This is a genomic window from Nocardia sp. NPDC006630 (genome assembly GCF_040611495.1).
Classification (GTDB): Bacteria; Actinomycetota; Actinomycetes; order Mycobacteriales; family Mycobacteriaceae; genus Nocardia.
This window is the reverse complement of the sequence record NZ_JBEXOK010000002.1, coordinates 174255-199304: the sequence shown is the minus strand read 5'-3', so window position 1 is coordinate 199304 and position 25050 is coordinate 174255. Positions and strand designations below refer to the sequence as shown.

The following is a 25050-nucleotide window of genomic DNA, read 5'->3' as shown; positions in this document are numbered from 1 at the left end:
ACCTGAGACAAAGGGTTGTGCGGTAGCGGGGACGCGCTACTGTCGCAGGCCGATACGAGAAACCCGTTGAGGGAGAGGGAACAACTGTGCGCACGACTGGCAGCCGCCTATTCACCAGTGAGTCCGTGACGGAAGGTCACCCGGACAAAATCTGTGATGCCATCAGCGATTCCATCCTCGACGCGTTGCTCGCGGCCGATCCGCGCAGCCGCGTGGCGGTGGAGACTTTGGTGACCACCGGTCAGGTGCACGTGGCCGGTGAGGTCAGCACCACCGCCTATGTGGACATCCCGACCATCGTTCGCGAAAAGATCCTGGAGATCGGATACGACTCCTCCGCAAAGGGTTTCGACGGCTCCTCCTGTGGCGTGAACGTCGCCATCGGTGCGCAGTCGCCGGATATCGCGCAGGGCGTGGACACCTCGCACGAGGCTCGTACCGGCGGCGAGGACGATGCCATCGCACGCCAGGGTGCGGGCGATCAGGGTCTGATGTTCGGCTACGCCACCGTCGAGACCCCCGAGCTCATGCCGCTGCCGATCTCGCTGGCGCACAAGCTTTCGCGTCGCCTGACCGAGGTCCGCAAGTCCGGCGTGCTGCCGTACCTGCGCCCGGACGGCAAGACCCAGGTCACCATCGAGTACGAGGGTGATATCCCCAAGCGCCTGGACACGGTCGTCATCTCGACCCAGCACGCCGCCGATATCGATCTCGACAATCTGCTCACCCCGGACATCCGCGAGAAGGTCGTCGACTCGGTGCTCGCCGAGCTGAAGCTGCCGAATCCGTTGGACACCTCCAATATTCGCCTGCTGGTCAACCCGACCGGCAAGTTCGTGCTCGGTGGCCCCATGGGTGATGCCGGCCTGACCGGTCGCAAGATCATCGTCGACACCTACGGCGGCATGGCCCGCCACGGCGGCGGCGCCTTCTCCGGTAAGGATCCGTCGAAGGTCGACCGCTCGGCCGCCTACGCCATGCGCTGGGTCGCCAAGAATGTCGTCGCCGCCGGTCTGTCCGAGCGGGTCGAGGTACAGGTCGCCTACGCCATCGGCAAGGCTGCCCCCGTGGGTCTGTTCGTCGAGACCTTCGGCACCGAGCAGATCGACCCGGAGAAGATCTCCGCCGCCATCGCCGAGGTCTTCGACCTGCGTCCGGGCGCCATCATTCGTGATCTGGACCTGCTGCGCCCGATCTACGCACCCACCGCCGCGTACGGCCACTTCGGCCGCACCGACGTGGACCTGCCCTGGGAGCGCACCGACCGCGCGGAGAAGTTGCGCGCCGCCGCCGGGCTGTAATTGACACACACCGGACCAGCGGCGGGGCGCCCCATCGCGCGGGTGCTCCCGCTGCTGGAACCGGCCCATCTCGACAGGGATTTCGACTACCTCGTTCCCCCCGAGCTGGATGAGATCGCCCAGCCGGGCGTTCGCGTCCGAGTGCGATTCTCCGGCCGTCTCATCGACGGCTATATCCTCGAACGCCTCGAAAAGTCCGACCACACAGGCAGACTCGTGCGCCTGGACCGCGTCGTGTCCAGCGAACGCGTGCTCACCCCGGAAATCCTGCGGCTGGTCACCGCTGTCGCCGCCCGCTATGCGGGCACCCGGGCAGACGTCCTGCGCCTGGCGATTCCGCCGCGCCACGCGAAGATCGAAGCCGAGGGCGAGAACGGCTCCAAGAAGGCCACCAAGGCCGCCAAGGCGCGCAAGACCGCCGGAAAACGCGCATCGGATATGGCGCCGGCGGCGGCGAGCAATGAACCCGTCATGCTCGATGAGCCTGACCCGGAGGACGTTTCGCCGACGTTGGATGCGTCACATCCACGGACCGCGGACGATTTTGTCTCGGACGGACCGGTTGTCGATGCTCCGCACCATTCGTACGGTCCGCGTGCTCGATCCGAGCGGGTCGACGCTCCATCGATCGGCGGGCTTTCTGCCGCAGCGCCCGCACAGGTCACTGACTCGGGCGATGACAGTTCCGTCGAAGCCGAGTCCGCAGTAGGCGAGTCCGCGGTAGGCGAGTCCGCGGTAGGCGAGTCCGCGGTAGGCGAGTCCGCGGTAGGCGAGTCCGCGGTAGGCGAGTCCGCGGAAGACGAGCCCGCGGTAGGAGAGTCCGTCGAAGATGAGTCCGCGGACGGGGAGTCTGCGGTAGGCGAGTCTGCCGAAGACGCGGAAGGTGGGTCCGTTGATGATGAGTCTGGCGAAGGCGAGTCCGGTGACGGTGAGTCTTCGGAGGGTGGGTCCGGCGAAGGTGTAGATCCGGCGCTGTCCGCCGAGGTCGGCTCATCGGGAGATCCGGATGGCGCGGAGGCTGTTCCGCTGCAAGCGATCCCGTCCGAATTTCCGGACTGGCACCGATACGAGCACGGCCGGTCGTTTCTGAGTGCGCTTGCGGCGGGTCAGGGCCCGCGCGCGGCATGGCAGGCCCTGCCGGGGGAGAACTGGCCGCGGCGGCTGGCCGAACTCGCGGCAGTGGTGGTGAGCAGCGGTCGCAGCGCGGTGCTGATGGTGCCCGATCAGCGGGATCTGGATCGGGTGCTGGCCGAATGCACTGAGCTGGTGGGAGATTCGGCCGTCGCCCTGGCTGCCGGACTGGGTCCGTCGGCGCGGTACCGGCGCTGGCTGGCCGCGCTGCGGGGGACTGCCCGCATCGTGGTCGGCACCCGCGCCTCGGTCTTCACCCCTATGCAGGATCTGGGTCTCATCGCCATCTGGGATGACGGTGACGGCACCTATGCCGAACCTCGCTCACCGTATCCGCATGCGCGGGAGGTGGCGATGCTGCGCGCGCACGAGACCGGCGCCGCCTTCGTCGCCGGTGGTTTCGCGCGCACCGCCGAGGTCCAGGCCATCGTCGAATCCGGTTGGGCCCACGACCTTCTCGCCGATCGCGGCGTCCTCCGCCAGGTGATGCCGCACATCAGTGCCCCGGGCGACAGCGATGCAGCACTGGAGCGCGATCCCATCGCACGAGCCATTCGTATTCCCGGCGTCGCCTTCCTCGCCGCCCGCAAGGCGCTCGCGGCGGGCGAGCCCGTGCTGGTCCAGGTACCCAGGCGCGGCTACATTCCCGCCCTGGCCTGCGCGAAATGCCGTACCCCCGCCCGCTGTCGGCACTGCAACGGCCCATTGGCATTGCCGGACACAACATCCGACGCCTCGCGCGCCAACCCCACAGCGGGGAGCACCCCCGGCCGAGTGGCGCGTGCCGGCACGACGCCCGGGAACGCACCCGGTCGAGCGCCGCACAATGGCGCGGAAGCGGAGGGTGCTCGGGGCCGAGCGGCGTACGACGGTGCGGAAGCGAGGCAAGCAGGGTACGACGGTTCTACGCGGCAGAGCGCCGGGGTTGACGGGGCGCGCGGTCGGCCTACGGTCGCAGGGGCGGCTCGTCCCCCTTTCGTGGATCGCGGTGTGGCGATGGGGGTGAGTGTGCCGCGTGGCGGTGCGGAGATGGCGCACAGTCCGGCGTGCCGGTGGTGCGGCATTACCGAGGCGGCATTCCGCTGTGGCGCTTGTGGTTCGCGTGCATTGCGGGCCGTGGTGATCGGGGCGGTCCGGACGGCCGAGGAATTGGGGCGTGCGTTTCCGGGGGTTCCGGTGCGCGGTTCCGGTGGCACGGCGGTGCTGGATTCGGTGCCCGAGGGTCCGCAGGTGGTGGTGTCCACGATCGGGGCCGAGCCGGTGGTGCCCGGTGGATACGCGGTGGCGCTGCTGTTGGACGGCTGGGCCCTGCTGGGCCGGGCCGATCTCCGCGCGGCGGAGGATGCGTTGCGGCGGTGGATGTCCGCGGCGGCGCTGGTGCGAACGGGTGGTCAGGTGCTCGTCATGGCCGATCCCGCCATCTCGACGGTGCAGGCGCTGCTGCGGTGGGATCCGGTGGGGCACGCGCAATTCGAATTGGATGAGCGCACGCAGGTGCGGTTCCCGCCGTCGGTGCGGCTGGCCGCGGTGGACGGCACCACCGATTCGATCGCCGAATTGCTCACGGAGGCAAAGCTTCCCGATACGGTCGAGGTACTCGGCCCGGTGCCGCTGCCCCCCGGTGCGCGTAAACCCTTCTCCTCGGGCGACAATCCCCCGGAAGTGGAGCGCATGATCCTGCGGGTCGATCGCGCGGCGGGCGCGGCGCTCGCACGGGCGCTGAGCGCGGCGCTGGCGGTGCGCAGTACCCACAAGTCGGATGCGCCGCTGCGTGTTCAGATCGACCCCGTCGATATCGGCTGATCGAGCGGGTCGGTACCGGCCGACTGCGGCGGGGCCATTGTGATTCTTCACGACATTGTGAATTCCGCTGTGCCGCAGCAGTAGTCCTGCCGGTCGTATCAGTCGCCCGTAATCTCCTGGCGCGGCAGGGCGGCCAGCGTGGCCAGGGCATTGAGAAATCCCTGCCGATCGGCGGCGGGCAGTCTGTCCAGCAGCCGGTTCTCCCGAGCCTGGATATCGGCCTGAGTGGCATCCCGCAGCCGCCGCCCCGCCGGAGTCAGAGTGAGCACCCGGGCGCGGCGGTCGGCGGGATCCGGATCGCGTTCGATCAGTCCGCGCTCCTGTAGATCGTCCAGCACCGCGATGATGCGGGTCTTGTCCGCGCCGATCTCCTGTGCGAGCACACCCTGCCCGCGTGCGGGTCCCTCGTGCAGGTGCAGCAGCACGATATACGCCCACATGCTCAGACCGTGCGCGTCGAGGACCGGCTGCTCGGCCGCCATCAGTGCACGGGCGAGCGGCGCGAGCATCGCTGCCAGATCCGGGCGGTGTGTCGTCATGCGGACAAGATTATGCGGCCCTCCGGTGTGGTTGCTCGATGGTGTCGCCCGCGCGGGTGAGAACTTCGTCCGGATCGAAGCGCTCTGCCCGCCACGAGTCGACGCCGATGCCGACCCGCCCGCGCCAGGCCCGCACGATCTCGGTGTGCACGGGCCAGCGCACGAAACGCCGCATATCCTGCTCCGACTCCCACACCGAGATGGATCCGCCGCGCCGCTCGGCGGGCCTGCCCCACAGCCAGAGCCCCACCGCGCCCTGCATGACCGGCCAGGTGCGGCCCAGTTCGAATCCGGTTTCGTAGATAGTGCGGGCCTCGTCGTCCGATTCCGCCAGGAAGTCCGTCACGCTGACGAAGACCTCCCCGGAGATCTCGTGGTGCGGCCCGGGATTCCACGGCATCAGTACGGTGCCTTCGGAGAAAGGTGCAGATTTAATACGCATGAACAGACGATAAGCTCAAGCGTACTAAATCTGCAATGGCCGATTTCCCGCTTCAGCGGAAAGCGCCGATGACGTACTTCGCCCAGTCGGCGTAGCTGGTCGCCGGCCGGCCGAGCACGCGTTCGACATCAGGGCTCACCGTCTGCTCCTCCGGAGTCGGTTCGCCGAGGATCAGAAGTGTGTGATCCACAACGGATTCCGGCATGAACCGGAGCATGTTGGACCGGGCCTGGTCCGATGTCAGTTCGACAAAGCGCAGCGGCTCGCCGAATGCCGCGGCCACCGCCTCGGCCTGTTCGCGCGGCGTGATGACCGCCGGGCCGGTCAGTGTGTATACCTGCCCGTTGTGCCCGTCCTCCCGGAGCGCGGCCGCCACCACCGCGGCGATATCGAACGGCGCCACCACCGGCAATCCGATATCGCCGAACGGCGCCGGGATCATCCGGCCGGTGCGCACCGGTTCGATCCAGGCGAAGGTATTGCTGGCGAACCCGCCGGGGCGCACCGCTGTCCACTCCAGATCCGAAGCCGCCAGGGCCTTTTCGAACGCGATCGTCCTGGCGTACGCCGGACTCTCGGGCCGCGTCACCGCGCCCTGCGACGAGAGGAACACCACCCGCCGAATGCCCTGTGCGGCAACGGTGTCGAGCAGTTCCTTCGGATCCGGCCCGGTCACCAGCTGCTCGCCGGTAATGAGCAGGAACAGCGTATCCGCCCCGGTCACCGCCGCCGCGAGGCTGTCGAGATCGCCCACATCGCCGCGACGGTGCTCGACACCCTCCGGCAGATCCACCGGCTTCTCGCCCCGCGATACGGCGATCACCTTCTCGCCCGCTTCGGTGAGCAGTCGCACCACAACACTGCCGACATTGCCCGTTGCCCCGGTTACCGCGATCATCTGTCTCACTCCTGAGTTAGTTGGCTGACTAAAAAAGACCGTAGACCATCCTTCGGCCGGTTGTCTATAGTTAGTTGTATGACTAACTCAGTGGCTCGCGGAGCGGGGAAGCGGGAGCGCCTGGCCGATGCGGCCGCCAAGGTGTTCCACGAGCAGGGCGTGGAGAAGACGACCATCGCCGATATCGCCCGGGTCGCGGACGTTCCCGTGGGGAACGTCTACTACTACTTCAAGACCAAGGATCAGCTGGTCCAGGCGGCGATCGGTGCGCATGCGCGCAGCCTGCACGAGATTCTCCCGGTCCTCGAGCAGGTGGAAGCACCGGCCGAGCGTCTCAAAGCGCTGGTCGAGGGCTGGGTGGGGCAGCGCGATCTCGCCGCCCGATTCGGTTGTCCCTCGGGCACTCTCGCGACCGAGCTGGACAAGCGCACCGACGGGCTCGACCGGGAAATGGCGGCGGTGATGGGGGAGCTGCTGACCTGGATCGAGCAGCAGTTCGCGGCCATGGGGCGCGCGGACGCCCGGGAGCTCGCGGTCGCCCTGCTGGCCTCGTATCAGGGAATCTCGCTGCTCACCAATACTTTCCGTGATCCGGACATGATGGCGGCAGAGGGCGTGCGACTACAGCGCTGGATCGACTCGCTGGTCTGAGTGCCGGTCAGTGGTGTGCCGGCTGGGCCGCGCGCACACTCCAGCGGCCGTCCTCGCGCACGATGCGCACCGGGTGATCGAAAGCGGCGCTGATGTGTTCGCTGGTCACCACGTCACCGACGGTTCCGCTCACCAGCGCCTGCCCGTCGCGCAGCAGCATGGCGTGCGTGGTGCCCGGGGGCAGCTCCTCGAGGTGGTGTGTCACCAGCACCGAGGCCAGGTCCGGATGTGCGCGCTGCAGTGCGTCGAGGCGTTCCAGAAGTTGTTCGCGCCCAGCGAGATCCAGGCCGGTCGCCGGTTCGTCGAGCAGCAGCAGGCGCGGATTGGGCATGAGCGCCCGGGCGATGAGCGCGCGTCCGCGCTGCCCCTGCGACAGGATCGGCCAGGGCGCATCGTGGCGGTGCGACAGCCCGAGCAGTTCGATCAAACGCTCGGCCTCGGCGAGCTGTTCGGCGGACGGTTGCCAGCGCGGCACCAGCTCGGCGGTATTGGTGATGCCGGTGAGTACGACCTCGTGCACCGTGAGCGGGCTGCGCGGCGTATGGCGCGGGTCGACATGCCCGATGGCCGTGCGCAATTCGCGCATATCGACGCGGCCGAGTCGTTTGCCGAGCACCTCGACCGTCCCGCGGGTGGGATGTTCGAAGGCCCCGAGCATGCGCAGCAGAGTCGTCTTGCCCGCACCGTTCGGCCCCAGCAGCGCCCAGTGCTCGCCCGATCGCACCGTGAGCGAAACCGCTTGCAGGAGAAGGTTTCCATCCCGCACGACATCGACCGCATCGACCTGGAGCACCGGGAAGTCGTTCATACGCCCACGATAGCAACTCCTCAGACAAGTTGAGGAGTGGTTTTCGGCACAAAAATAGCGGTAAATCTGCTGTGTAGTCTGGCGATATGGCGATCGAGGCGGTTCTCTTCGACTTCTCCGGCACGGTTTTCCGATTGGAGGACTCGGAACTCTGGGCGATAGATCTGACCGATGCGGACGGCAGGCCACTGGACGCGCACGAGGTCGCCGCCATCATGCGCGCCATGACCGCACCCGTGGAGCAGTTCGTCGATTTCGACGAGGCGGGTCAATATGCCTGGGACCGAAGGGATCTCGACCCCGCCCTGCACCGCATCGCCTATCTTCAGGTGCTCGAGCGCTCCGGCGTGCCCGAGGTGCCGGCGAAACAGCTCTACGAGCGCATGCTCGACTGGCAGGCGTGGTCGCCCTATCCCGATGCCGGCGAGGTTTTCCAGGCGCTGCACGAACGCGGTGTGCCGGTGGCCGTGGTCAGCAATATCGCCTGGGACATCCGCCCGGCGTTCGCCAGCCGCGGCTGGGATCGATATATCGGCGATTTCGCCCTCTCGTTCGAAATCGGCGCCATGAAGCCCGATCCGCGCATCTTCGAATCCGCGCTCGCGGCGCTCGGGGTGGCAGCCGAGAACGCTCTGATGATCGGCGACAGTGTTGAGGCGGACGGCGGCTCGACGGCTCTCGGCTGTGAATTCGCCCTGGTCGAGCCGATTTCGACGGCGGATCGCCGGACCGCCCTGCGCGATATTCTCCTCGACCGCGGGTTGATCTCCGTACCCTCCTAAAGATCCAGACTGGCAGGTTTGTGTCACGCGACACACTTGCTATCGATAGTTTGTCGATATATCGTCGATAACGTCAAGTACAACGACGAACCTTTAGGAGCACACCATGGAAAACATGGAGAACTTTGACAACAGGGGCCGCGGGCCCTGGCGGCGACTGCGAGCGGAAGAGCAGCAGGGCCCCGAACATCCGCGGATGCGACGTGGTGGCGGCCCGTTCGGTGAACGTGGTCCCCGCGGCGAGCGCGGCCCGCACCGGCACGGCCACGGTCGTGGCTTCGGCCCGGACTTCGGTCCCGGTGGTTTCGGCCCGGGCGGTTTCAGCGCCGGACCCCTCGGCCGTGGTCGCGGTCGCGGTGGACGCGGGCGTCGTGGCGATGTGCGCGCGGCCATCCTCCTGCTACTGGAGGACCGGCCCATGCACGGCTACGAGCTGATCCAGCAGATCCGCGAGCGCAGCCAGGACGTCTGGCGTCCCAGCCCGGGCTCCATCTACCCCGCGCTGGCACAGCTCGAGGACGAGGGTCTGGTCATTATCGAGAAGGTGGCGGGTCGTAAGACCGCCAAGCTCACCGAGGCCGGCACCGCGTACCTCGAGGAGAACCGCGCCGATCTGGGCGATCCCTGGCAGGACGTCAAGGACGGCGTCGGCGATCAGGCGCTCGATCTGCGTGGGCTGATCGGTCAGCTGATGGGTGCGGTCGCACAGGTCGCTTCGGTCGGCACGCCCGAGCAGGCGGCCAAGGCCGCGGAGATTCTCACCGAGGCGCGCCGGTCTTTGTACCGGATCCTCGCCGAAGACGACACACCCGAAAAGTAGTGGGTGCGCAACACCTCGAACTGGTGTGCATTGTGACTGTTCACAAGAGATCATTCCTGTATGGGAATTCGGTCGAGTCGGATGCGAAAGCCGCTGCTGCGCAGCGTCGCACCGGTCGGGGTCATGTTGCTGGGGATTATCGCGGGTGTCGGCGCGACTCCGTGGGAAACCGGGGTGGCCGCGGCCGCGCCCGCGCTACGACCGATCGAGGTGCCCAGCGAAGCCGGGCCGCCGCAGACCGAACATCTGGCAGCGGCCCGGTATCTCAAAGAACATCCGGACGCGGCGCCGGCCGGGTCGAATGACTTCGGCTGCAAGCCGACTGCCGACCATCCGCGTCCGATCGTGCTCGCGCACGGCACCGACTCCTCGGCCTATTCCGACTGGTCGGCCCTGAGTCCCGTACTCGCGCAGGCCGGTTTCTGCGTCTTTGCGGTGAACTACGGCGGCAAGGTCGGCGGGGACAGCTTCGGCACCGAGGATGTCTGGGCGAGCTCCGCGCAGATCGGCGATTTCGTCGATCAGGTGCTCGCCGCGACCGGCGCCGCACAGGTCGATATGGTCGGATTCTCGCAGGGCGCCAGCGTCACTCGCTACTACATCAACAAGCTGGGCGGTGCGCCCAAGGTCGGCCAGTGGGTCGGCATGGCCTCGCCCAGTTACGGCGGCGTCATGTACGGGCTGGTGCCGGTGGCCGATAGAGCCCCGGTGCTCTACGAGGTCGTGCAGCAGGCCACCTCGCTCGCCGCGATCCAGCAGGCGGCCGGCTCGCCGTTCATTCAGGACCTCAATGCCGGCGGTGACACCGTCCCCGGTGTGCGATATACGACAATCGGCAGCCGCGTGGACGAGATGATCCAGCCGTTCGCGAACATCGCGCTACATGGTGAGGGCGCCACCAATCTGGTGCTGCAGGATATGTGCTCGACCGATCTGACCGGGCACTTCCACATGGTCTACGACCCGTATGTGCAGCAGATGGTGCTCAATGTCCTCGATCCCGCGCATGCCGTGCAGCCCACCTGCACCGCCGTCGCGCTGGGTACCGGCATCAGCGATGTGGTGCTGGCCGCACATTCGTGAGCGTCCTCAGCCCGGTGCGTGGCGTGGCGGCTTCGTCTTATCCGTAAAATGAGACGACCGCATTCATTCGCACCGGGAGTTGCCCGTGACCATCCAGCCTGTCCGCCTGTTCGGCGATCCGATCCTGCGCGCTCGCGCGGCGGAGGTCGAGACGTTCGATCCCCAGGTGCGCCAGCTGGTGACCGACCTCGTCGACACCATGTACGAAAGCGGGGGCGTCGGTATGGCGGCCCCGCAGATCGGGGTCGGATTACGTGTCTTCGTCTACGACACCGGTGATGCCCAGGGACATTTGATCAACCCGGTTTTCGAGGTGGTCGGGGAGCAGACGCAGATCGGGCCCGAAGGCTGCCTGTCCATCCCCGGCGTGCGTGAGGACGTCGTGCGCGCGCATACGCTGATCGCGCGCGGTGTCGATATGGACGGAACCCCGGTCGAATTCCGCGCCGAGGGTCTGCTGGCCCGGTGCGTGCAGCATGAGACCGACCACTTGGACGGTGTGCTGTTCCTGCAGCGGCTGGCGCCCGAGGTTCGCAAGGAAGCGATGCGCACGCTGCGTGAATCGTCCTGGTTCTCCCAGGGGATCACCGTGCTGCCCGCGTCGGAAATCGGTGGGGGCCGTCGCGCCCGGGAACGGAGCAATTGATGCGCCTGGTTTTTGCCGGCACCCCCGAACCGGCGGTGCCGTCGCTGCGCCGGCTCATCGAATCCGCGAACCACGAGGTGGTGGCCGTGGTGACCCGTCCCGATGCGGTCGCCGGGCGTGGGCGCAAGGTCACCCGTTCACCCATCGGGCTGCTCGCGGACGAGCACGGCATTCCGGTGTTCACGCCGAAGCGGCCGTCGGAGCCCGAATTCATCGAGCAGCTGACCGAATTGGCGCCGGACTGCTGTCCGGTGGTCGCCTACGGCGCGCTGCTGCCCGAGCGGGTGCTCGAGATTCCGCGGTACGGCTGGATCAATCTGCACTTCTCGCTGCTGCCCGCCTGGCGTGGCGCAGCCCCGGTGCAGGCGGCCGTTCTCGCGGGTGACCAGATCACCGGCGCCTCCACCTTCCTTATCGAGAAGGGTCTCGATACCGGTCCGGTCTTCGGCACCGTCACCGAGGCTGTGCGCGCCACCGATACCTCCGGCATCCTGCTCGAGCGCCTTGCCGAAAGCGGTGCGCACCTGCTGGAATCCACCCTCGACGGGGTGGAAGCCGGTGCCCTGCAAGCGGTTCCGCAGCCACTGGAGGGCGTGTCGTACGCCTCCAAGGTGGAGGCGGAAGCGGGCCACATCCGCTGGGATGAGCCCGCCCTGGCCATTTCTCGCCGAATCCGCGCGGTCACCCCGAATCCGGGCGCGTGGACGGAGGTCGACGGTAAACGTCTCAAGCTCGGCCCGATCGAGATGGTGGAGGAGACCCTCCCCGAACGCGAGATCGAGGTCCGCAAGTCGGGCGTCTTCATCGGCACCGCCACCACAGCCGTCCGCCTCATCGAGGTGCAACCCCAAGGAAAACGCATGATGCCAGCCCTAGACTGGGCCCGCGGCGCCCGCCTCCAGCCCGGCGCGGTGGTCGAATGACCCGCCCCGATCGGGGAGAGGCCACCGGCGACGACCGCCGCGACAAGCCCGCCACCGGGCAGTCCCGCGGCCCGCGCAAAGACACCGCGCGCACCGCGAACGACCGCTCCCGCACCAACACCGGAGCCCGTCCCGCCACCGGCGACCGCCGCCGCGGCGACGCCGATTCCGGCCGCCCGCGTAAGAGCGCGGACAGCGGCGACTCGCGCACCAGCGCCGGGCGCCCCGCCACCGGCGACCGCCGCGACGCCAAGCCCGCAGCCAAACTGCCGCGCCGCGACTGGCGCCCGAAGCCGGACACCGCCCGCACGGCAAACACGGACTCCCGCAAGACCACCGGCGAGCGTGGCCGCAGCGACTCCGAATCGCGCCCGGCCCACACCGGCGGTAGCGGCGCGTCCACTGCCGCGGGCCGCAGTGCCGCCGCGCGCGGACCTCGGACCAGCGCCGTTCGCGGGGCCGCCGGCGACAGTCGTGGTGACCGCGAACGCTCTGCGACGCAGGGTGATCAGCACCGCCGGACGGAGCCGACGGGTTCCGCTGCGCCACACGCCGATCGGAGCACTTCCGCTGCCGGTCAGCGATCTTCTGATCGAGACCGTTCCGGGCCTGCTCACAATGACTCCGCTCGCAGCGGCGAGGCACGCGCCGCAGGCAAGGGTGGCCCACGGTCCGCGGCGGGTGGCCAGCGCAAATCAGCTGCGGTGCAAGGGAATCAGCAGCAGTTCGACGCTGCCCGTGGCGCTGGAACTCAGAGTGCGGGTGGTGCCGGCGTCCAGTCGGGTGGGAGTGATCGCCGGGGCGGTGAGCGGGAATCGGCTGGGGCGCAGGCGGATCGGGGCCGGAGCTCCGGTGTGGTCAGTCGCGGCAAGGGCACTCGGGGGCGGGTTGCGGCCAAGGGTGACTCGAAGCGGACTACTGCTGCCGGTAAGCATGGGGATCGCGGGGATCGGGGGGCCGAGGCCGCGCAGGGGTTGGATCCGGTGCGGGTGGTTGCGCGGGATGTGTTGCGGGCGGTACGGGAGCGGGATGCTTACGCGAATCTTGTGCTGCCGGGACTGCTTCGGGAGCGGAAGATCAGTGGGCGGGATGCGGCGCTGGCCACCGAGTTGACCTATGGGTCGGCGCGGTCGCTGGGGCTGCTCGATGCGGTGATCGCGGCGGGGGCCGGGCGTCCGGTCGACGAGATCGACGGGCCGCTGCTGGATGCGCTGCGGTTGGGCGCGTATCAGCTGCTGCGGACTCGAATCGGGGCGCATGCGGCGGTGGATACCTCGGTGGCGCTGGTGCGGGCCGAATTCGGTATCGGGCGGGCCGGTTTCGTGAATGCGGTGCTGCGGCGAGTGGCGGAGAAGTCGGCCGAGCAGTGGGTCGAGGCGCTGGCGCCCAAGGATCCGCTGGGGCATATGGCGTTCGAGTTCGCGCATCCGGTGTGGATCGCACAGGCGTTCGCGGATGCGCTGGGGGAGCGGGCCGGTGAGCTGCGCGAGGTGCTCGCGGCCGATGATGCCCGTCCGATCGTGCATCTGGTGGCGCGTCCGGGCGAAATGAGCGCGGAGGAGCTGGCTTTGGTGACCGGCGGCGAGGAAGGCCGCTGGTCGCCGTACGCCGTCTACCTCGACAGTGGTGATCCGGGCAAGCTGGAACCGGTCCGCGACGGCCTGGCCGGAGTGCAGGACGAGGGCAGTCAACTTGTTGCCCTGGCCCTTACGCGCGCTCCCCTGGAAGGCCCGGACGGCGGCCGCTGGCTGGACCTGTGCGCCGGTCCGGGTGGTAAGGCCGCCCTGCTGGGTGCGATCGCCGATATCGACGGCTTCCGCATCGATGCGGTGGAACCCGCCGAGCATCGCGCCGAACTGGTCCGCCAGTCGACCCGCGGCATGCCGGTCGATATTCACGTCGCCGACGGTCGCGACAGCGGTCTGACTCCGGGGTACGACCGCGTTCTGGTCGATGCCCCCTGCACGGGCCTGGGCGCGCTGCGCCGTCGCCCGGAGGCACGCTGGCGCCGGCAGCCGTCCGATGTGGGCGATCTGGTGAAATTGCAGCGCGAATTGCTTTCCGCCGCATGGGATTTGGTGCGTCCGGGTGGCGTGGTCGTGTACTCGACCTGCTCCCCGCATCTGGCGGAGACGGTATCGGTGGTATCCGATATGGTCCGCCGAACAGGTGCAGAGCAGCTCGATTCTCGTGAGTTGCTGCCCGGCGTCCCGGATCTCGGTGACGGTCCGGCTGCGCAGCTGTGGCCGCACCGCCACGGCACCGACGCCATGTTCGTCGCCGCGCTGCGCAAGCCCCTCGCGTAACGCGGTATAGGCGCTCGCGTTACGCGGCATAGGACTGAATGAGGTCCGCACCGATCGGTGCGGACCTCATCTGTCAGGGTGTCGGCCGCCAGGACACCCACACGCCCGCGCGCGGCACCTGGCGGCAGTGGATGGCCATCCACTGCGGTCGCGCACCGGCGTCCGGTCCCCGATCGGTGCGCCCGAGCATGCAGGTGCCGTCGACATCGGGCACCAATTCGACTGTCTCACCATTGATCTGGAGAAACCGCTGCGGCGAGCCACCGCCGCGCACCACCACGGAGCTGATCGACAGATCGGCAATGTGGAAACAGCACCACCACTGCGCCTCCGCCCGAATCCGCCGCACCGTGCGCGATACCGAGACCGACTGCCGCAGCTGCGCCAGCGCCCGGAATTTGTCGGCGGGCGTGAAATCGCCGGCGTCCTCGGAACCCGGGCACAGCACCGCCGAAGTATCGTCCGGGTACCGGTAACCCGGATCCACCTCACCGCGCCAGCGCATTTCGGCCATCCGCGTGGTGATCGGCAGTCCGTGCCACTCCTCATCGCACCAGGGATGCGGGCAGCGCGGAAAATCCGGATCGCCGTAGTCGTAACCGGTGTGCGGTTCCCCGTCGGCCAGCTGCTCGCTGACGAGCTGGTCGATCTGATTCACAATATGCTGATCGCGGTGCTGCGTCATGTGTCCCGCCCGATTGCGGTACGTGCCGAGAGACGTTGATCGTCGCACCGGTGCGAGTGCCTGGCAAGCCCATAACGGGCGGGGCGGCGGAACTATTCGCGTGTCGTCTGCTCCCGCAGGCGGGCAAGGGTTTTCGCCAGAATCCGGGAGACGTGCATCTGCGAGATCCCCATCTGCTGAGCGATCTGCGTCTGCGTCATGGATTCGAAGAACCGCATGGTGAGAATGCGCCGCTCCCGCTCGGGTAGTCCCGCCAGTAGCGGCCGGATCGCCACGTACTCCTCGACCCGATCGAACTGCGACTCCTCCTCACCGAGGGTGTCCAGTAGCGAGGCCTCGGTATCGCGGCCCACGGACACCGCGTCGATCGAGGCGGGCTGGTAGGCGTTCCCGGCAATGACGGCCTGGGTCACCTCGTCCGCGTCGATGCCCAGCTGGGCGGCGATCTCCTTGGCGGTGGGGGAGCGGCCCAGCTGCTGCGAGAGCGCGTCGATGGCCGCGCCGATGCGTAGATGAGTTTCCTTGACCCGTCGCGGAACTCGCATGGCCCAGGTGTTGTCACGGAAGTACCGGCGGACCTCACCCATGATGGTCGGCACCGCGAACGACAGGAAGTTGGAGCCGCGGCTGACATCGAACCGATCCACCGCGTGCACCAGCCCGACGCGCGCCACCTGGGTGAGATCGTCGAACGGCTCGCCGCGTCCGGAGAATTTGCGAGCGATGTGGTCCGCCAGCGGGATACAGCGGTTGATCAGCTCACCGCGCAGCGCGGTGCGCCGCGGAGATTTCGGATCGGTGGCCGCCAGCTGTTCGAACAGTGCCGACACATCGTCGTATCCGGAGCCGCTGCGCGCGACCTCCTCGGCGAGCTCTTCGGCTTCCTCGGCATCGACCGTTTCGTCGGCGGTGTCCTCGGTGTCGGCAGCCGTCTCGTTCTCGACGACTGTGCCGTTCTCGGTTGTCTCGACGACTGTGCCGTTCTCGGTTGTCTCGGCGGCAGTGCTGTTTTCGGGTGAGCCGGGCTGCTTTTCTTCAGGAGATACGAACACGATGTCCTCGTCGGCCACTACGCCTTCCCCCGGACCCGCCGGAACTCAACCGTCGTCGGGTATCCGGAGATTGCGGGGTCGAACTCGCCCTGAGCGGCGGTCACCTCATCGGAGAGGGTGCGCAGCACATGCCAGCCGAAGCTGCGCTGATCCGGCATCCCCTCGGTCTTGGCCACACCACTGACCCGCACCACCAAATCCGTATCGCCCACGGTGAACACACACTGCAGCGTCGTACCGGGTGCGGCCAGCGCGATGACGGTGGAGGCCGCCTCGTCGACGGCGAGGCGAATATCGGCGACTTCGTCGAGGGTGAATTCGCTGAGCAACACCAGGGTTTCGGCGAGTCCGCGCACGATGGGCAACTGGGAGACGGAGGCGGCAACACCGATCTCGACCGGTGTGGCCCGCAGCCCTTGCTCCGCCGAAATGTTGATCACCTGCACTAGGCTACCCATTCCACCGCGCGGCAATCAGCGCATTCGCCGCGATCGCCGGCTCGTGGGTTGCTCGCGACCGTACCGAGACCGGGCATCACCGGTCTCGTCGATCCACGGCGGCGGTCCCGTTAGACTGCCGCGTGTGTGCACTCCTTCCTCCCCCTTCGCGCGGCCCGCGCCCATGATCGCGCCGTCCATCCTGTCCGCCGATTTCGCGCGACTCGGTGACGAGGTGAAGGCCATCGAGGGCGCCGACTGGGTGCACGTGGATGTCATGGACAACCACTTCGTCCCGAACCTGACCCTGGGGCTGCCGGTGGTGGAAAGTCTGTTGCGGGCCACCGACATTCCGCTGGACTGCCACCTCATGATCGACAATCCGGAGCGCTGGGCGCCGGGTTATGCGGAGGCGGGCGCGTACAACGTCACCTTCCACGCCGAGGCCACCGACAATCCGATCGCCGTGGCGCGCGATATCCGCGCGGCGGGTGCGAAGGCCGGGCTGTCGGTCAAGCCCGGCACTCCGATCGAGCCGTATCTGGAGATCCTGCGCGAGTTCGACACCCTGCTGGTCATGAGCGTCGAGCCCGGCTTCGGCGGGCAGTCCTTCATCGCCGAGGTGCTGGACAAGGCGCGCACGGTGCGCCGCCTGGTCGACGCCGGCGAGCTGCGCCTGGTGGTGGAGATCGACGGCGGCATCAATATGAACACCATCGAGCAGGCCGCCGAGGCCGGAATCGATTGCTTTGTCGCCGGTTCCGCCGTGTACGGCACCGCCGACCCCGCCGCCACCGTGGAAGCACTGCGGCAGCGGGTCATCGCGGTGGAAGCCTCAGCGGCGAAGTAGCGCCTCGACCACGGTTTCCAGCGGCGGCACCGAACTGACCGTCTCCGGCGGCTGAATCCAGGTGCGGTATCCCGTCCGTTCGTCATCGGCGGACGGGAGTACGACCTGAGCGCCCGCGCAGGCGACGGTGGCATAGGCCCGGAACAGTGCGGCGGCGACCGAGGCGCCGAGGGTCTCCGGCCGGACCGGACCGGTGATGAAGGTCCAGCGCCGTGCGCGCGGGTGATGCACGACCGGCCCGGCCAGATCGGCCTGCGCGAGTCGCTTTTGCACTCTTTCGCCTAGTTCGGCGGGCATTGTGATGGCTCCGTAACGGCTGCCTATCTCGAGTAATATGTGTCGTGACGTCGGATCGATCGATGCCGGCAGATGAAATTCGCGCCGGTACTGCACGCAGCGAACTTCGAGCGTGGTATCGAGAAGCGTGGTCACGCTGCACTCCCAATTGTGTTGTAGTCCACCTGGATCCGACCCGCGAGGGGGCGGGACTGCTCGCGGAGAAGTTGAACGGTAGGAATCAGCTGCATAACAATATTGCGTCCATTTCCGCCGATGCGCAAGATTCTGGTGTGAGCGAGTCGTGAATTGGGTAGGGCGGATTGATTGCCCCCGGGTGGACAATTCGCAAAACTGGGAAATTCCGAATTTTCAATTGGGTATCCCGCGCAATTCGGCGAATTCGCCCACTTCCGGTCGGCTTCTACCCTCTCGTGGCGTCCGGCGGTACCGAACCCACCAGTGAAGTAGGCCGCATGTCGTCTACGACCCGGCGTCGTTAGGCTGGTGGCGGACCGCGCCCATCGGGAATACCGCCGGTGGTCCGGGCTGTTGGCGCAAGCAGAGGGCCCGGTACGTGGCCCTAGGTGACAGGGAGAGGCAGGGCATGTTCACAGGCATCGTCGAGGAGCTGGGCGAGATCGTCGCCACCGAGCAACTGGCCGATGCGGCCCGCCTCACCATTCGCGGCCCGCTGGTGACCTCCGATGCCGGACACGGTGATTCGATCGCGGTGAACGGCGTCTGCCTGACCGTGGTGGACCAGCAGGTCGCCGGTGACGTCTTCACTGTGGACGTCATGGCCGAGACGCTCGACCGCTCCAGCATCGGCGGCCTCGCGGTCGGTTCCCGGGTGAATCTGGAACGCGCCGCCGCGGTGAACAGCCGGCTCGGCGGCCATATCGTGCAGGGCCACGTGGACGGCACCGGCACCGTGCTCTCGCGCACCCCCTCGGAGAACTGGGAGGTGGTGCGAATCTCGCTGCCCGACAGCGTCGCCCGCTACGTCGTCGAGAAGGGCTCCATCACCGTCGACGGCATTTCGCTGACCGTCTCCGGCCTCGGCATCGCCGCGGAGGCGGCCGCCGACGGCAGCAAGGACTGGTTCGAGGTCTCGCTGATCCCCACCACGCGTGCGCTCACCACGCTCGGGTCCGCGCCCGCCGGTACCACCGTGAACCTGGAGGTGGATGTGATCGCCAAGTACGTCGAGCGACTCGTCCAGCGCGGATGACCACAGCGACGCCGGAGGCGGCGCAAATTGGACGCTGGCTTACTGTAGGTAGGCACCTAATTCGAGATGGAGCACAACAGACGTGACCAGGTTCGACACCATCGAGCGCGCAGTCGCCGACATCGCAGCCGGTAAGGCCGTTGTCGTCGTCGACGACGAGAGCCGGGAGAACGAGGGCGACCTCATCTTCGCAGCGGAGAAGGCGACACCCGAGCTGGTGGCCTTCATGATCCGCTACACCTCCGGCTACATCTGTGTGCCGCTCACCGGCGAGGACTGCGACCGCCTGGGCCTGCCGCCGATGTACGCGGTCAATCAGGACAAGCACGGCACCGCCTACACCGTCTCCGTGGATGCCCGCGAGAACATTTCCACCGGTATCTCCGCCGCCGATCGCGCCACCACCATGCGGGTACTCGCCGATCGCGCCTCCAAGTCCGATGATCTGACCCGGCCGGGTCACGTGGTCCCGTTGCGCGCCAAGGACGGTGGCGTGCTGCGCCGCGCCGGGCACACCGAGGCCGCCGTGGATCTGGCGCGCATGGCCGGGCTCAGCCCCGCCGGCGTCATCTGCGAGATCGTCAGCCAGAAGAACGAAGGCGATATGGCGCGCACCGAGGAGCTGCGCGTTTTCGCCGACGAGCACGATCTGGCGCTTATCTGCATCGCCGACATGATCTCCTGGCGGCGCAAGCACGAAAAGCATGTCCGCCGTGTCGCCGAGGCCCGCATCCCGACCGCGTTCGGTGACTTCAAGGCCATCGGCTACGAGAGCGAATACGACGATTCCGAACATGTCGCGCTGGTCCTGGGCGATATCGCCGGCGCCGACGGCAAGGGTGAGGACGTGCTGGTGCGCGTGCACTCCGAATGCCTGACCGGTGATGTGTTCGGCTCACTGCGCTGCGATTGCGGTCCGCAGCTGAACGCCGCGCTGAAGCTGGTCTCCGATGAGGGCCGCGGCGTGGTGCTTTACATGCGCGGCCACGAGGGCCGCGGCATCGGCCTCATGCACAAGCTGCAGGCCTACCAGGTGCAGGACGAGCAGCAACTCGACACCTACGACGCCAATATCGCCATCGGTCAGCCCGCCGATGCCCGCGACTACGGCACCGGCGCACAGATTCTGGTGGATCTGGGCATCACCTCCATGCGGCTGCTGACCAATAATCCGGATAAGCGCGCGGGCATCGAGGGCTACGGTCTGAGCATTACCGAGCGCGTGCAGATGCCGGTTCGCGCCAATTCGCACAACCTGCACTACCTGCGCACCAAGCGCGATCGTATGGGTCACGATCTGGTCGGCCTGGACGATCTGGATCTCGGCGACACCGCGATCTGAATCGCACCGACGGATAACGAGAAGGGCGGAAACCGATGAGCGGCACGGGCGTACCCACGTTCGAGCTCGCCGATGCCAAGGACCTCAAACTTGGCATTGTCGCGTCGCGCTGGCACACCACCATCTGCGACGCGCTGGTGGCGAACGCGGAGAAGACGGCGCGCGAGGCCGGGGTCGGCGATATCACCGTGGTCCGCGTGGCGGGCGCCATGGAGCTGCCGGTGGTGGCGCAGGCGCTGGCCCGCACGCATGATGCGGTGGTCGCGCTGGGCGTCGTGATCCGTGGTGGCACACCGCATTTCGAGTACGTGTGTGATTCGGTCACCGCTGGTCTGACCCGGGTGTCGCTGGACGAGGGCACCCCGGTCACCAATGGCGTGCTCACCGTCAATACCGAGCAGGAGGCCCTGGACCGCGCGGGTCTGCCCGGTTCGGTGGAGAACAAGGGGGAGCAGGCGTCCGCCGCTGCCCTGGATGCCGCGCTGACCCTGCGCGACCTGCGTCAGACCGTCTAGTCATGCCTGTCGTCCGGATCTGGAAACGGGATGGCGGGGCGGAGGAACCGCGCCGCACGCCCGATACGTCCGCGGCGTCCGCCCAATCGAAGGCCGGTGAATCCGAAGTGTCTGGCACCGAAGTGTCCGGGGTGCAGTCGAAGTCGACTCCCGAAGGCGAGGAGACCGACGGCCCCGCGCCATCCGGTGCGCAGTGGGATCTCGAGGTGCGGCCGCAGCACGCGATCATGACCTCCCGGATTATTGCGGCGGTGCTGTTCCTCGCGTTCGCCGTGGGCGGGATCTTCATGCGGACGGGTTCGACCGGCGTGAATTTCCGGCTGGCCGATCAGCTCGCGCTCATCCTGTTCGGCCTGCTGCTCGCGGGTTCGGTGCTGATGCTCACGCGGCCCCGAGTGCGGGTCGGCAAGCAAGGTGTCGTCGTACGGAACATCCTCGGCGACAATGAATTCGGCTGGCAGGATATTCGCGGCATTTCGTTCGCGGATAAGAAGTCCTGGGCGCGACTGGAATTGGTGCACGACGAATACGTGCCGATGATGGCCATCCGCACCAATGACAAGCTGCGTGCGGCCGCCGCCATGGATCGCTTCCGCGAGCTGGGCGCCAAATATACTGCGGGCAATCCGGCCTGAACTTCCGGCATCACACTGCTGCTGGCAAAACATGCTGCCCATCACCTGAGAGGTGATGGGCAGCAGTGTTTTCCGGCTCCGGTGCGGATCCCTGTTCTAGTGCGTATCGCCGAGTACAACGCCCTCGCGGCGCGGATCCGCGCCGCCGGTCCAGCCGTTTCCATCCCGGACCAGAGCGGACAGCCCGCTGGACTGCGGGTCCACCGAAACCTGATGACCCAGCTGGCGTAACTGCTGCACGAGCGGGTCGTGATCGCCGTGATCGCTGGTATCGATCGCCGGATGCTCACCGCCCAGACCCGTGACCGGGGAGTTGGCCGCCCCGAAGTCCACCATCGACACCGCCTGCTGTGGATCCAACCCCCAATCCAGCAGGGCCACCAGGGTTTTCACCACGAACTGAATGATGACCCCGCCGCCGGGCGAGCCGGTGACATAGGTGAGCGGCCCGCGCGAACCGTCGGCGGCGCGATCGAAGACCAGGGTCGGGGCCATCGAGCTGCGCGGCCGCTTACCCGGATCGATGCGATTGGCCACGGGAACACCGGCTTTGTCGAGCGGTTCCGCCGAGAAGTCGGTCAGCTGATTGTTCAGCACGATGCCGTCGACCATGTGGAACGCGCCGAACGCGGACTCCACCGTGGTCGTCATGGATGCGGCATTGCCGTACTTGTCGACGATCGAGATATGGCTGGTGCCGTGCTCGGGTTGCTGCGGGCCGGTGCCGAGCGGCACCGGTCCGAAGTCGCCGGGCTGTGCGGTGCCCATGCTGTGATTCGGGTCGATCAGCTTCGCGCGCTGCTTCAGATAGTCCGGGTTCAGCAGTGCCTGCGGCGAATTGCCCGGCAGCGGAATGAAATCCGAGTCGGCGATGTACTTGTCGCGATCGGCGTAGGCGAGCCGCTCGGCCTCGGAGATGAGGTGCACGGCCGGGGCGGTCGGCTTACCGCCATTGCGGGCGGCATCGCTGTCGCCGGTGCTGTCGGTCGGCTTCATTGCGGACAGGTCGAAGTTGGACAGTATGCCCATGGTGGCCTCGACCGTCAGGCCGCCCGAGGACGGGTTCGGCATACCGCAGATCTCGTGCGTGCGATACGGCGAGCACACCACCGTGCGCTTCTTCGCCTGGTACGCAGCAAGATCCGCGAGGGAGGTCGATCCCGGCGTGCGCCCGCCGGAGCCGGTGGCGATGGTATCGACGATATCCGCGGCCACCGCGCCCTTGTAGAAGGCGTCGGGGCCATCGGTGGCTATTGCCGAGAGGACCTTGCCGATGGCCGGGTTGGTCAGCGTGGTTCCGGCGGGCTTGGCGGTCCCATCGGCCCGCAGGAAGTAATTGCGCGAGTTCTCGTCCCGCGCGAGATCGGCAGCGGAGTCGGCGATCTGACTCGCCATGCGCGGCCCGATCCGGAACCCCTGATCGGCCATGGAAATGGCCGGGGCGAACAGGTCGCGCCAGGGTTGCCTGCCGTGGTCATTGTGCTCGAGTTCGAGCAGTCGCAGCACGCCCGGCGTGCCGATGGACCGCCCGCTGGCCCGCGCGGTGGGTTGCGGTGTGGTGTGGTCGGTATCGCTGATCCAGCGCAGATAGTCCTGCGTAGCGGCCTGCGGCGCGGTTTCGCGGCCGTCATAGGCATCGATCTGCTTGGTCGTCGCGTCGTAGTAGAGCAGGAATGCGCCGCCGCCGATTCCGGTGGCCTGCGGCTCCACCAAACCGAGCACGGTCTGCGCCACGATGAGCGCGTCCGCGGCTGTGCCGCCGTCGCGCAAGACCGTGCAGGCCGCCTCGGTCGCCACCGGATTGGCGGTGGAGACCGCGAAGGTATTGGTGTGTACGGGTTTCATCCCGGTGCGATAGCCCGTCGCTATCTCGGGGTTCAGGCTCAGATTCGTGCTGGTGGGGCCACTGCCCGTGGCCGCGCTGAGGGGAGTGCCGTTGGGGGCGGTGGCACAGGTCGCCTGCGCTGTGCCCGAATCGGACCCGCAGGCGGTGGTCAGCCCGAGCAGGAGCAGGGCGGCGCCGGCGCCGTTCCAGATATGCCTTCGCATGCGCCTCATGGACGGACCTTAACGCCGGGGCGCGGCCCGGGCCGGGGTTTGAACCCCCCGCAATGGGAATGCTCCGTCGGGTGAACAGGAACTTTCCCAGCTCGGAGCGGCGATGTGGCTCGCAGCTGATCGCAAGGTACTCTCGGACGGCCCAATACACGATTGCGGAGGGTTAACCGGCGTATGACCGAGATCCGGACACAGGCCACAAACCTCACTGCCGAGGACAGCGGCTATCACAAGGCCCTCAAGCCACGGCAGTTGCAGATGATCGCCATCGGTGGCGCCATCGGAACCGGACTTTTCCTCGGTGCGGGCGGACGCCTGCACACCGCGGGACCGACGCTGTTCCTGGTCTATCTGATCTGTGGCGTCTTCGTCTTCTTCATTCTGCGGGCACTGGGGGAACTGGTCCTGCATCGCCCGTCCTCGGGCTCGTTCGTCTCCTACGCGCGCGAGTTCTTCGGGGAGAAAGCAGCTTTCGTCGCGGGGTGGATGTACTTCCTGAACTGGTCCATGACCGGCATTGTCGATACCACCGCTGTCGCAACGTATCTGCACTACTGGGGACCGTTCCAGCCTGTCGCGCAATGGATTCTGGCCCTGGGCGCGCTGATCATCGTGCTGGGCATCAACCTGGCGTCGGTGAAGTGGTTCGGCGAGATGGAATTCTGGGCCGCCATGATCAAGGTGCTCGCGCTGGTCACCTTCCTGGTGGTGGGCACCGTCTTCCTGGCCGGTCGCTTCCAGGTCGAGGGCCAGAGCACCGGTTTGCGCATGGTGAGCGATGCCGGCGGATGGTTCCCCACCGGCATCCTGCCGCTGATCACGGTCACCTCGGGCGTGGTGTTCGCCTATGCCGCAGTCGAAATGGTCGGCATCGCCGCGGGTGAGACGGAGAACCCCGAGAAGATCATGCCGCGCGCCATCAATTCGGTGATCGTGCGTATCGCGCTGTTCTACTGCGGTTCGGTGATCCTGCTGGCGCTGCTGCTGCCCTACACCGCGTACAAGTCGGGGGAGAGCCCGTTCGTCACCTTCTTCGGCAAACTCGGTGTCGCGCACATGGGTTCGATCATGAACTTCGTGGTGCTCACCGCCGCGCTCTCCAGCCTGAACGCCGGTCTCTACTCGACCGGCCGCATTCTGCGGTCGATGGCGATGAACGGCAGTGCGCCGAAGTTCACCGCACGCATGTCCGGCGCGGGTGTGCCCTACGGCGGCATCCTGCTCACCAGTGCCATCGCGCTGTGCGGTGTGGGGCTCAATTACGTCGTCCCCGACGAGGCCTTCGAAATCGTGCTGAATGTGGCCTCGCTGGGCATCCTGGCCTCGTGGGCCACCATTGTGGCCTGCCAGCTGAAGCTGTGGTGGTGGTGGAAGCAGGGCACCGCGGAGCGTCCGGCGTTCCGGATGTTCGGAGCCCCCTATACGGGCATTGCGACCCTGGTGTTCCTGTTCGCCGTACTGGTGCTCATGGCCTTCGATCATCCGGTCGGCACCTGGACCGTGGGCAGCCTCGTACTCCTCGTGCCCGCCTTGATGATCGGGTGGAAGTTCGCCAAGCCGCGGGTACTGGCCATCGCCGAGGAGCGGGCCGGATACACCGGCGAGTTCCCGGTGCTGCCGCCGATTCCGATGGACGACAAGTAGTTTCCGGCTTTCGGCGGTAAACTGAGATTTACTGACTCACCTGCACTTACAGCGGCCGCACACGGAAATCGTGTGCGGCCGTTATGTGTTCGATATCACTGTTTGCGCTGCGTGCTATGCGCTGTGGCCATAGTCATAACTTCGTGAACTCGATTGTCCAGCACTGAAACATTTGGTTAGCGTCTGGTT

24 protein-coding genes are annotated in these 25050 nt (G+C 67.1%); 15 read left to right on the top strand and 9 right to left on the bottom strand.

The window, feature by feature from the left end; all coding sequences use genetic code 11:
- The first annotated feature begins 86 nt into the window (after nucleotides 1-86).
- A complete protein-coding gene (metK, locus tag ABZX86_RS05220) occupies nucleotides 87-1301 on the top strand; it encodes a methionine adenosyltransferase (protein WP_355120235.1) in 1215 nt (404 codons plus the stop codon).
- On the top strand, nucleotides 1302-4235 hold the full coding sequence (locus ABZX86_RS05215) for a primosomal protein N' (RefSeq protein ID WP_355120233.1): 2934 nt from the start codon (nucleotides 1302-1304) through the stop codon (nucleotides 4233-4235).
- A gap of 98 nt (nucleotides 4236-4333) precedes the next feature.
- On the opposite strand, the gene ABZX86_RS05210 is transcribed toward ABZX86_RS05215, so the two are convergent.
- The 3 genes from ABZX86_RS05210 to ABZX86_RS05200 are packed head-to-tail and all read right to left on the bottom strand — an operon-like array spanning nucleotide 4334 to nucleotide 6114.
- Nucleotides 4334-4774, bottom strand: a complete 441-nt coding sequence (locus ABZX86_RS05210) for a MarR family winged helix-turn-helix transcriptional regulator (protein ID WP_355120232.1) — start codon at nucleotides 4772-4774, stop codon at nucleotides 4334-4336.
- 10 nt (nucleotides 4775-4784) lie between these two features.
- Complete coding sequence (locus ABZX86_RS05205; RefSeq protein WP_355120230.1) at nucleotides 4785-5216, bottom strand: hypothetical protein; 432 nt, start codon at nucleotides 5214-5216, stop codon at nucleotides 4785-4787.
- A gap of 52 nt (nucleotides 5217-5268) precedes the next feature.
- Nucleotides 5269-6114: an NAD(P)H-binding protein gene (locus ABZX86_RS05200; RefSeq protein WP_355120228.1), complete on the bottom strand. Its 846-nt coding sequence runs from the start codon at nucleotides 6112-6114 to the stop codon at nucleotides 5269-5271.
- Nucleotides 6115-6192: 78 nt separating this feature from the next.
- On the opposite strand from ABZX86_RS05200, the gene ABZX86_RS05195 reads away from it, so the two are divergent.
- The gene (locus tag ABZX86_RS05195) at nucleotides 6193-6765 is read left to right on the top strand and encodes a TetR/AcrR family transcriptional regulator (protein ID WP_355120226.1); all 573 of its coding nucleotides are present in this window, start codon (nucleotides 6193-6195) and stop codon (nucleotides 6763-6765) included.
- A 7-nt stretch (nucleotides 6766-6772) separates the two neighbouring features.
- Here ABZX86_RS05195 and ABZX86_RS05190 read toward each other — a convergent pair whose 3' ends face one another.
- The gene (locus ABZX86_RS05190) at nucleotides 6773-7573 is read right to left on the bottom strand and encodes an ATP-binding cassette domain-containing protein (RefSeq protein ID WP_355120224.1); all 801 of its coding nucleotides are present in this window, start codon (nucleotides 7571-7573) and stop codon (nucleotides 6773-6775) included.
- An 86-nt stretch (nucleotides 7574-7659) separates the two neighbouring features.
- Between ABZX86_RS05190 and ABZX86_RS05185 the strand changes: the two genes are divergently transcribed.
- From ABZX86_RS05185 to ABZX86_RS05160, 6 genes are all read left to right on the top strand, one after another.
- A complete protein-coding gene (locus ABZX86_RS05185) occupies nucleotides 7660-8355 on the top strand; it encodes an HAD-IA family hydrolase (protein ID WP_355120220.1) in 696 nt (231 codons plus the stop codon).
- Nucleotides 8356-8551: 196 nt separating this feature from the next.
- The gene (locus ABZX86_RS05180; RefSeq protein ID WP_355121272.1) at nucleotides 8552-9175 is read left to right on the top strand and encodes a PadR family transcriptional regulator; all 624 of its coding nucleotides are present in this window, start codon (nucleotides 8552-8554) and stop codon (nucleotides 9173-9175) included.
- Between the two features lie 123 nt (nucleotides 9176-9298).
- Nucleotides 9299-10258, top strand: a complete 960-nt coding sequence (locus ABZX86_RS05175; RefSeq protein ID WP_355121270.1) for an alpha/beta fold hydrolase — start codon at nucleotides 9299-9301, stop codon at nucleotides 10256-10258.
- 85 nt (nucleotides 10259-10343) lie between these two features.
- The gene (def, locus tag ABZX86_RS05170; RefSeq protein ID WP_355120218.1) at nucleotides 10344-10904 is read left to right on the top strand and encodes a peptide deformylase; all 561 of its coding nucleotides are present in this window, start codon (nucleotides 10344-10346) and stop codon (nucleotides 10902-10904) included.
- Nucleotides 10904-11827, top strand: a complete 924-nt coding sequence (gene fmt / locus ABZX86_RS05165) for a methionyl-tRNA formyltransferase (protein ID WP_355120216.1) — start codon at nucleotides 10904-10906, stop codon at nucleotides 11825-11827. Before def ends, fmt begins: the two co-directional genes overlap by 1 nt.
- 854 nt (nucleotides 11828-12681) lie before the next feature.
- Nucleotides 12682-14133 (top strand): RsmB/NOP family class I SAM-dependent RNA methyltransferase, encoded by a 1452-nt coding sequence (locus tag ABZX86_RS05160; RefSeq protein WP_355121268.1) that lies wholly within the window; start codon nucleotides 12682-12684, stop codon nucleotides 14131-14133.
- Nucleotides 14134-14206: 73 nt separating this feature from the next.
- Here ABZX86_RS05160 and ABZX86_RS05155 read toward each other — a convergent pair whose 3' ends face one another.
- The 3 genes from ABZX86_RS05155 to ABZX86_RS05145 form a co-directional block, all read right to left on the bottom strand.
- Nucleotides 14207-14818 carry a hypothetical protein gene (locus tag ABZX86_RS05155; RefSeq protein WP_355120214.1) on the bottom strand — a complete coding sequence of 204 codons (612 nt, stop codon included), beginning with the start codon at nucleotides 14816-14818 and terminating at the stop codon, nucleotides 14207-14209.
- 92 nt (nucleotides 14819-14910) lie between these two features.
- Nucleotides 14911-15888, bottom strand: coding sequence for a SigB/SigF/SigG family RNA polymerase sigma factor (locus ABZX86_RS05150; RefSeq protein ID WP_355120212.1), 978 nt, complete (start codon nucleotides 15886-15888; stop codon nucleotides 14911-14913).
- On the bottom strand, nucleotides 15888-16310 hold the full coding sequence (locus ABZX86_RS05145) for an anti-sigma factor (protein WP_355120210.1): 423 nt from the start codon (nucleotides 16308-16310) through the stop codon (nucleotides 15888-15890). The genes ABZX86_RS05150 and ABZX86_RS05145 overlap by 1 nt, the downstream gene beginning before the upstream one ends.
- Before the next feature lie 181 nt (nucleotides 16311-16491).
- Here ABZX86_RS05145 and rpe point away from each other — a divergent pair, with 181 nt between their 5' ends.
- Nucleotides 16492-17157, top strand: coding sequence for a ribulose-phosphate 3-epimerase (gene rpe / locus ABZX86_RS05140; RefSeq protein WP_355121266.1), 666 nt, complete (start codon nucleotides 16492-16494; stop codon nucleotides 17155-17157).
- Here rpe and ABZX86_RS05135 read toward each other — a convergent pair.
- Nucleotides 17143-17430 carry a hypothetical protein gene (locus ABZX86_RS05135; RefSeq protein WP_355120208.1) on the bottom strand — a complete coding sequence of 96 codons (288 nt, stop codon included), beginning with the start codon at nucleotides 17428-17430 and terminating at the stop codon, nucleotides 17143-17145. The two genes, rpe and ABZX86_RS05135, sit on opposite strands and share 15 nt — an antisense overlap.
- A gap of 610 nt (nucleotides 17431-18040) precedes the next feature.
- On the opposite strand from ABZX86_RS05135, the gene ABZX86_RS05130 reads away from it, so the two are divergent.
- The 4 genes from ABZX86_RS05130 to ABZX86_RS05115 all read left to right on the top strand — a co-directional run bounded on the left by ABZX86_RS05130 (nucleotide 18041) and on the right by ABZX86_RS05115 (nucleotide 21159).
- On the top strand, nucleotides 18041-18667 hold the full coding sequence (locus tag ABZX86_RS05130; RefSeq protein WP_355120206.1) for a riboflavin synthase: 627 nt from the start codon (nucleotides 18041-18043) through the stop codon (nucleotides 18665-18667).
- 82 nt (nucleotides 18668-18749) lie between these two features.
- The gene (locus tag ABZX86_RS05125) at nucleotides 18750-20009 is read left to right on the top strand and encodes a bifunctional 3,4-dihydroxy-2-butanone-4-phosphate synthase/GTP cyclohydrolase II (protein WP_355120204.1); all 1260 of its coding nucleotides are present in this window, start codon (nucleotides 18750-18752) and stop codon (nucleotides 20007-20009) included.
- A gap of 35 nt (nucleotides 20010-20044) precedes the next feature.
- Nucleotides 20045-20524 (top strand): 6,7-dimethyl-8-ribityllumazine synthase, encoded by a 480-nt coding sequence (ribH, locus tag ABZX86_RS05120; RefSeq protein WP_327145697.1) that lies wholly within the window; start codon nucleotides 20045-20047, stop codon nucleotides 20522-20524.
- 2 nt (nucleotides 20525-20526) lie between these two features.
- Nucleotides 20527-21159, top strand: coding sequence for a PH domain-containing protein (locus ABZX86_RS05115; RefSeq protein ID WP_355120202.1), 633 nt, complete (start codon nucleotides 20527-20529; stop codon nucleotides 21157-21159).
- Between the two features lie 96 nt (nucleotides 21160-21255).
- On the opposite strand, the gene ABZX86_RS05110 is transcribed toward ABZX86_RS05115, so the two are convergent.
- Complete coding sequence (locus ABZX86_RS05110; RefSeq protein WP_355120200.1) at nucleotides 21256-23217, bottom strand: gamma-glutamyltransferase family protein; 1962 nt, start codon at nucleotides 23215-23217, stop codon at nucleotides 21256-21258.
- Between the two features lie 174 nt (nucleotides 23218-23391).
- Here ABZX86_RS05110 and ABZX86_RS05105 point away from each other — a divergent pair, with 174 nt between their 5' ends.
- On the top strand, nucleotides 23392-24861 hold the full coding sequence (locus tag ABZX86_RS05105; RefSeq protein ID WP_355120198.1) for an amino acid permease: 1470 nt from the start codon (nucleotides 23392-23394) through the stop codon (nucleotides 24859-24861).
- Nucleotides 24862-25050 lie beyond the last annotated feature (189 nt).

Excerpts from the sequence above, each read along its gene's own strand:
- ABZX86_RS05185 (WP_355120220.1), top strand. The coding sequence starts at position 7,660 with ATGGCGATCGAGGCGGTTCTCTTCGACTTCTCCGGCACGGTTTTCCGA.
- ABZX86_RS05115 (WP_355120202.1), top strand. The coding sequence starts at position 20,527 with ATGCCTGTCGTCCGGATCTGGAAACGGGATGGCGGGGCGGAGGAACCG.
- ABZX86_RS05195 (WP_355120226.1), top strand. The coding sequence starts at position 6,193 with ATGACTAACTCAGTGGCTCGCGGAGCGGGGAAGCGGGAGCGCCTGGCC.
- fmt (WP_355120216.1), top strand. The coding sequence starts at position 10,904 with ATGCGCCTGGTTTTTGCCGGCACCCCCGAACCGGCGGTGCCGTCGCTG.
- ABZX86_RS05175 (WP_355121270.1), top strand. The coding sequence starts at position 9,299 with ATGTTGCTGGGGATTATCGCGGGTGTCGGCGCGACTCCGTGGGAAACC.
- ABZX86_RS05105 (WP_355120198.1), top strand. The coding sequence starts at position 23,392 with ATGACCGAGATCCGGACACAGGCCACAAACCTCACTGCCGAGGACAGC.
- ABZX86_RS05110 (WP_355120200.1), bottom strand. The coding sequence starts at position 23,217 with ATGAGGCGCATGCGAAGGCATATCTGGAACGGCGCCGGCGCCGCCCTG.
- ABZX86_RS05130 (WP_355120206.1), top strand. The coding sequence starts at position 18,041 with ATGTTCACAGGCATCGTCGAGGAGCTGGGCGAGATCGTCGCCACCGAG.
- ABZX86_RS05190 (WP_355120224.1), bottom strand. The coding sequence starts at position 7,573 with ATGAACGACTTCCCGGTGCTCCAGGTCGATGCGGTCGATGTCGTGCGG.
- ABZX86_RS05210 (WP_355120232.1), bottom strand. The coding sequence starts at position 4,774 with ATGACGACACACCGCCCGGATCTGGCAGCGATGCTCGCGCCGCTCGCC.
- ABZX86_RS05200 (WP_355120228.1), bottom strand. The coding sequence starts at position 6,114 with ATGATCGCGGTAACCGGGGCAACGGGCAATGTCGGCAGTGTTGTGGTG.
- ribH (WP_327145697.1), top strand. The coding sequence starts at position 20,045 with ATGAGCGGCACGGGCGTACCCACGTTCGAGCTCGCCGATGCCAAGGAC.
- rpe (WP_355121266.1), top strand. The coding sequence starts at position 16,492 with ATGATCGCGCCGTCCATCCTGTCCGCCGATTTCGCGCGACTCGGTGAC.
- ABZX86_RS05155 (WP_355120214.1), bottom strand. The coding sequence starts at position 14,818 with ATGACGCAGCACCGCGATCAGCATATTGTGAATCAGATCGACCAGCTC.
- ABZX86_RS05180 (WP_355121272.1), top strand. The coding sequence starts at position 8,552 with ATGCGACGTGGTGGCGGCCCGTTCGGTGAACGTGGTCCCCGCGGCGAG.
- ABZX86_RS05205 (WP_355120230.1), bottom strand. The coding sequence starts at position 5,216 with ATGCGTATTAAATCTGCACCTTTCTCCGAAGGCACCGTACTGATGCCG.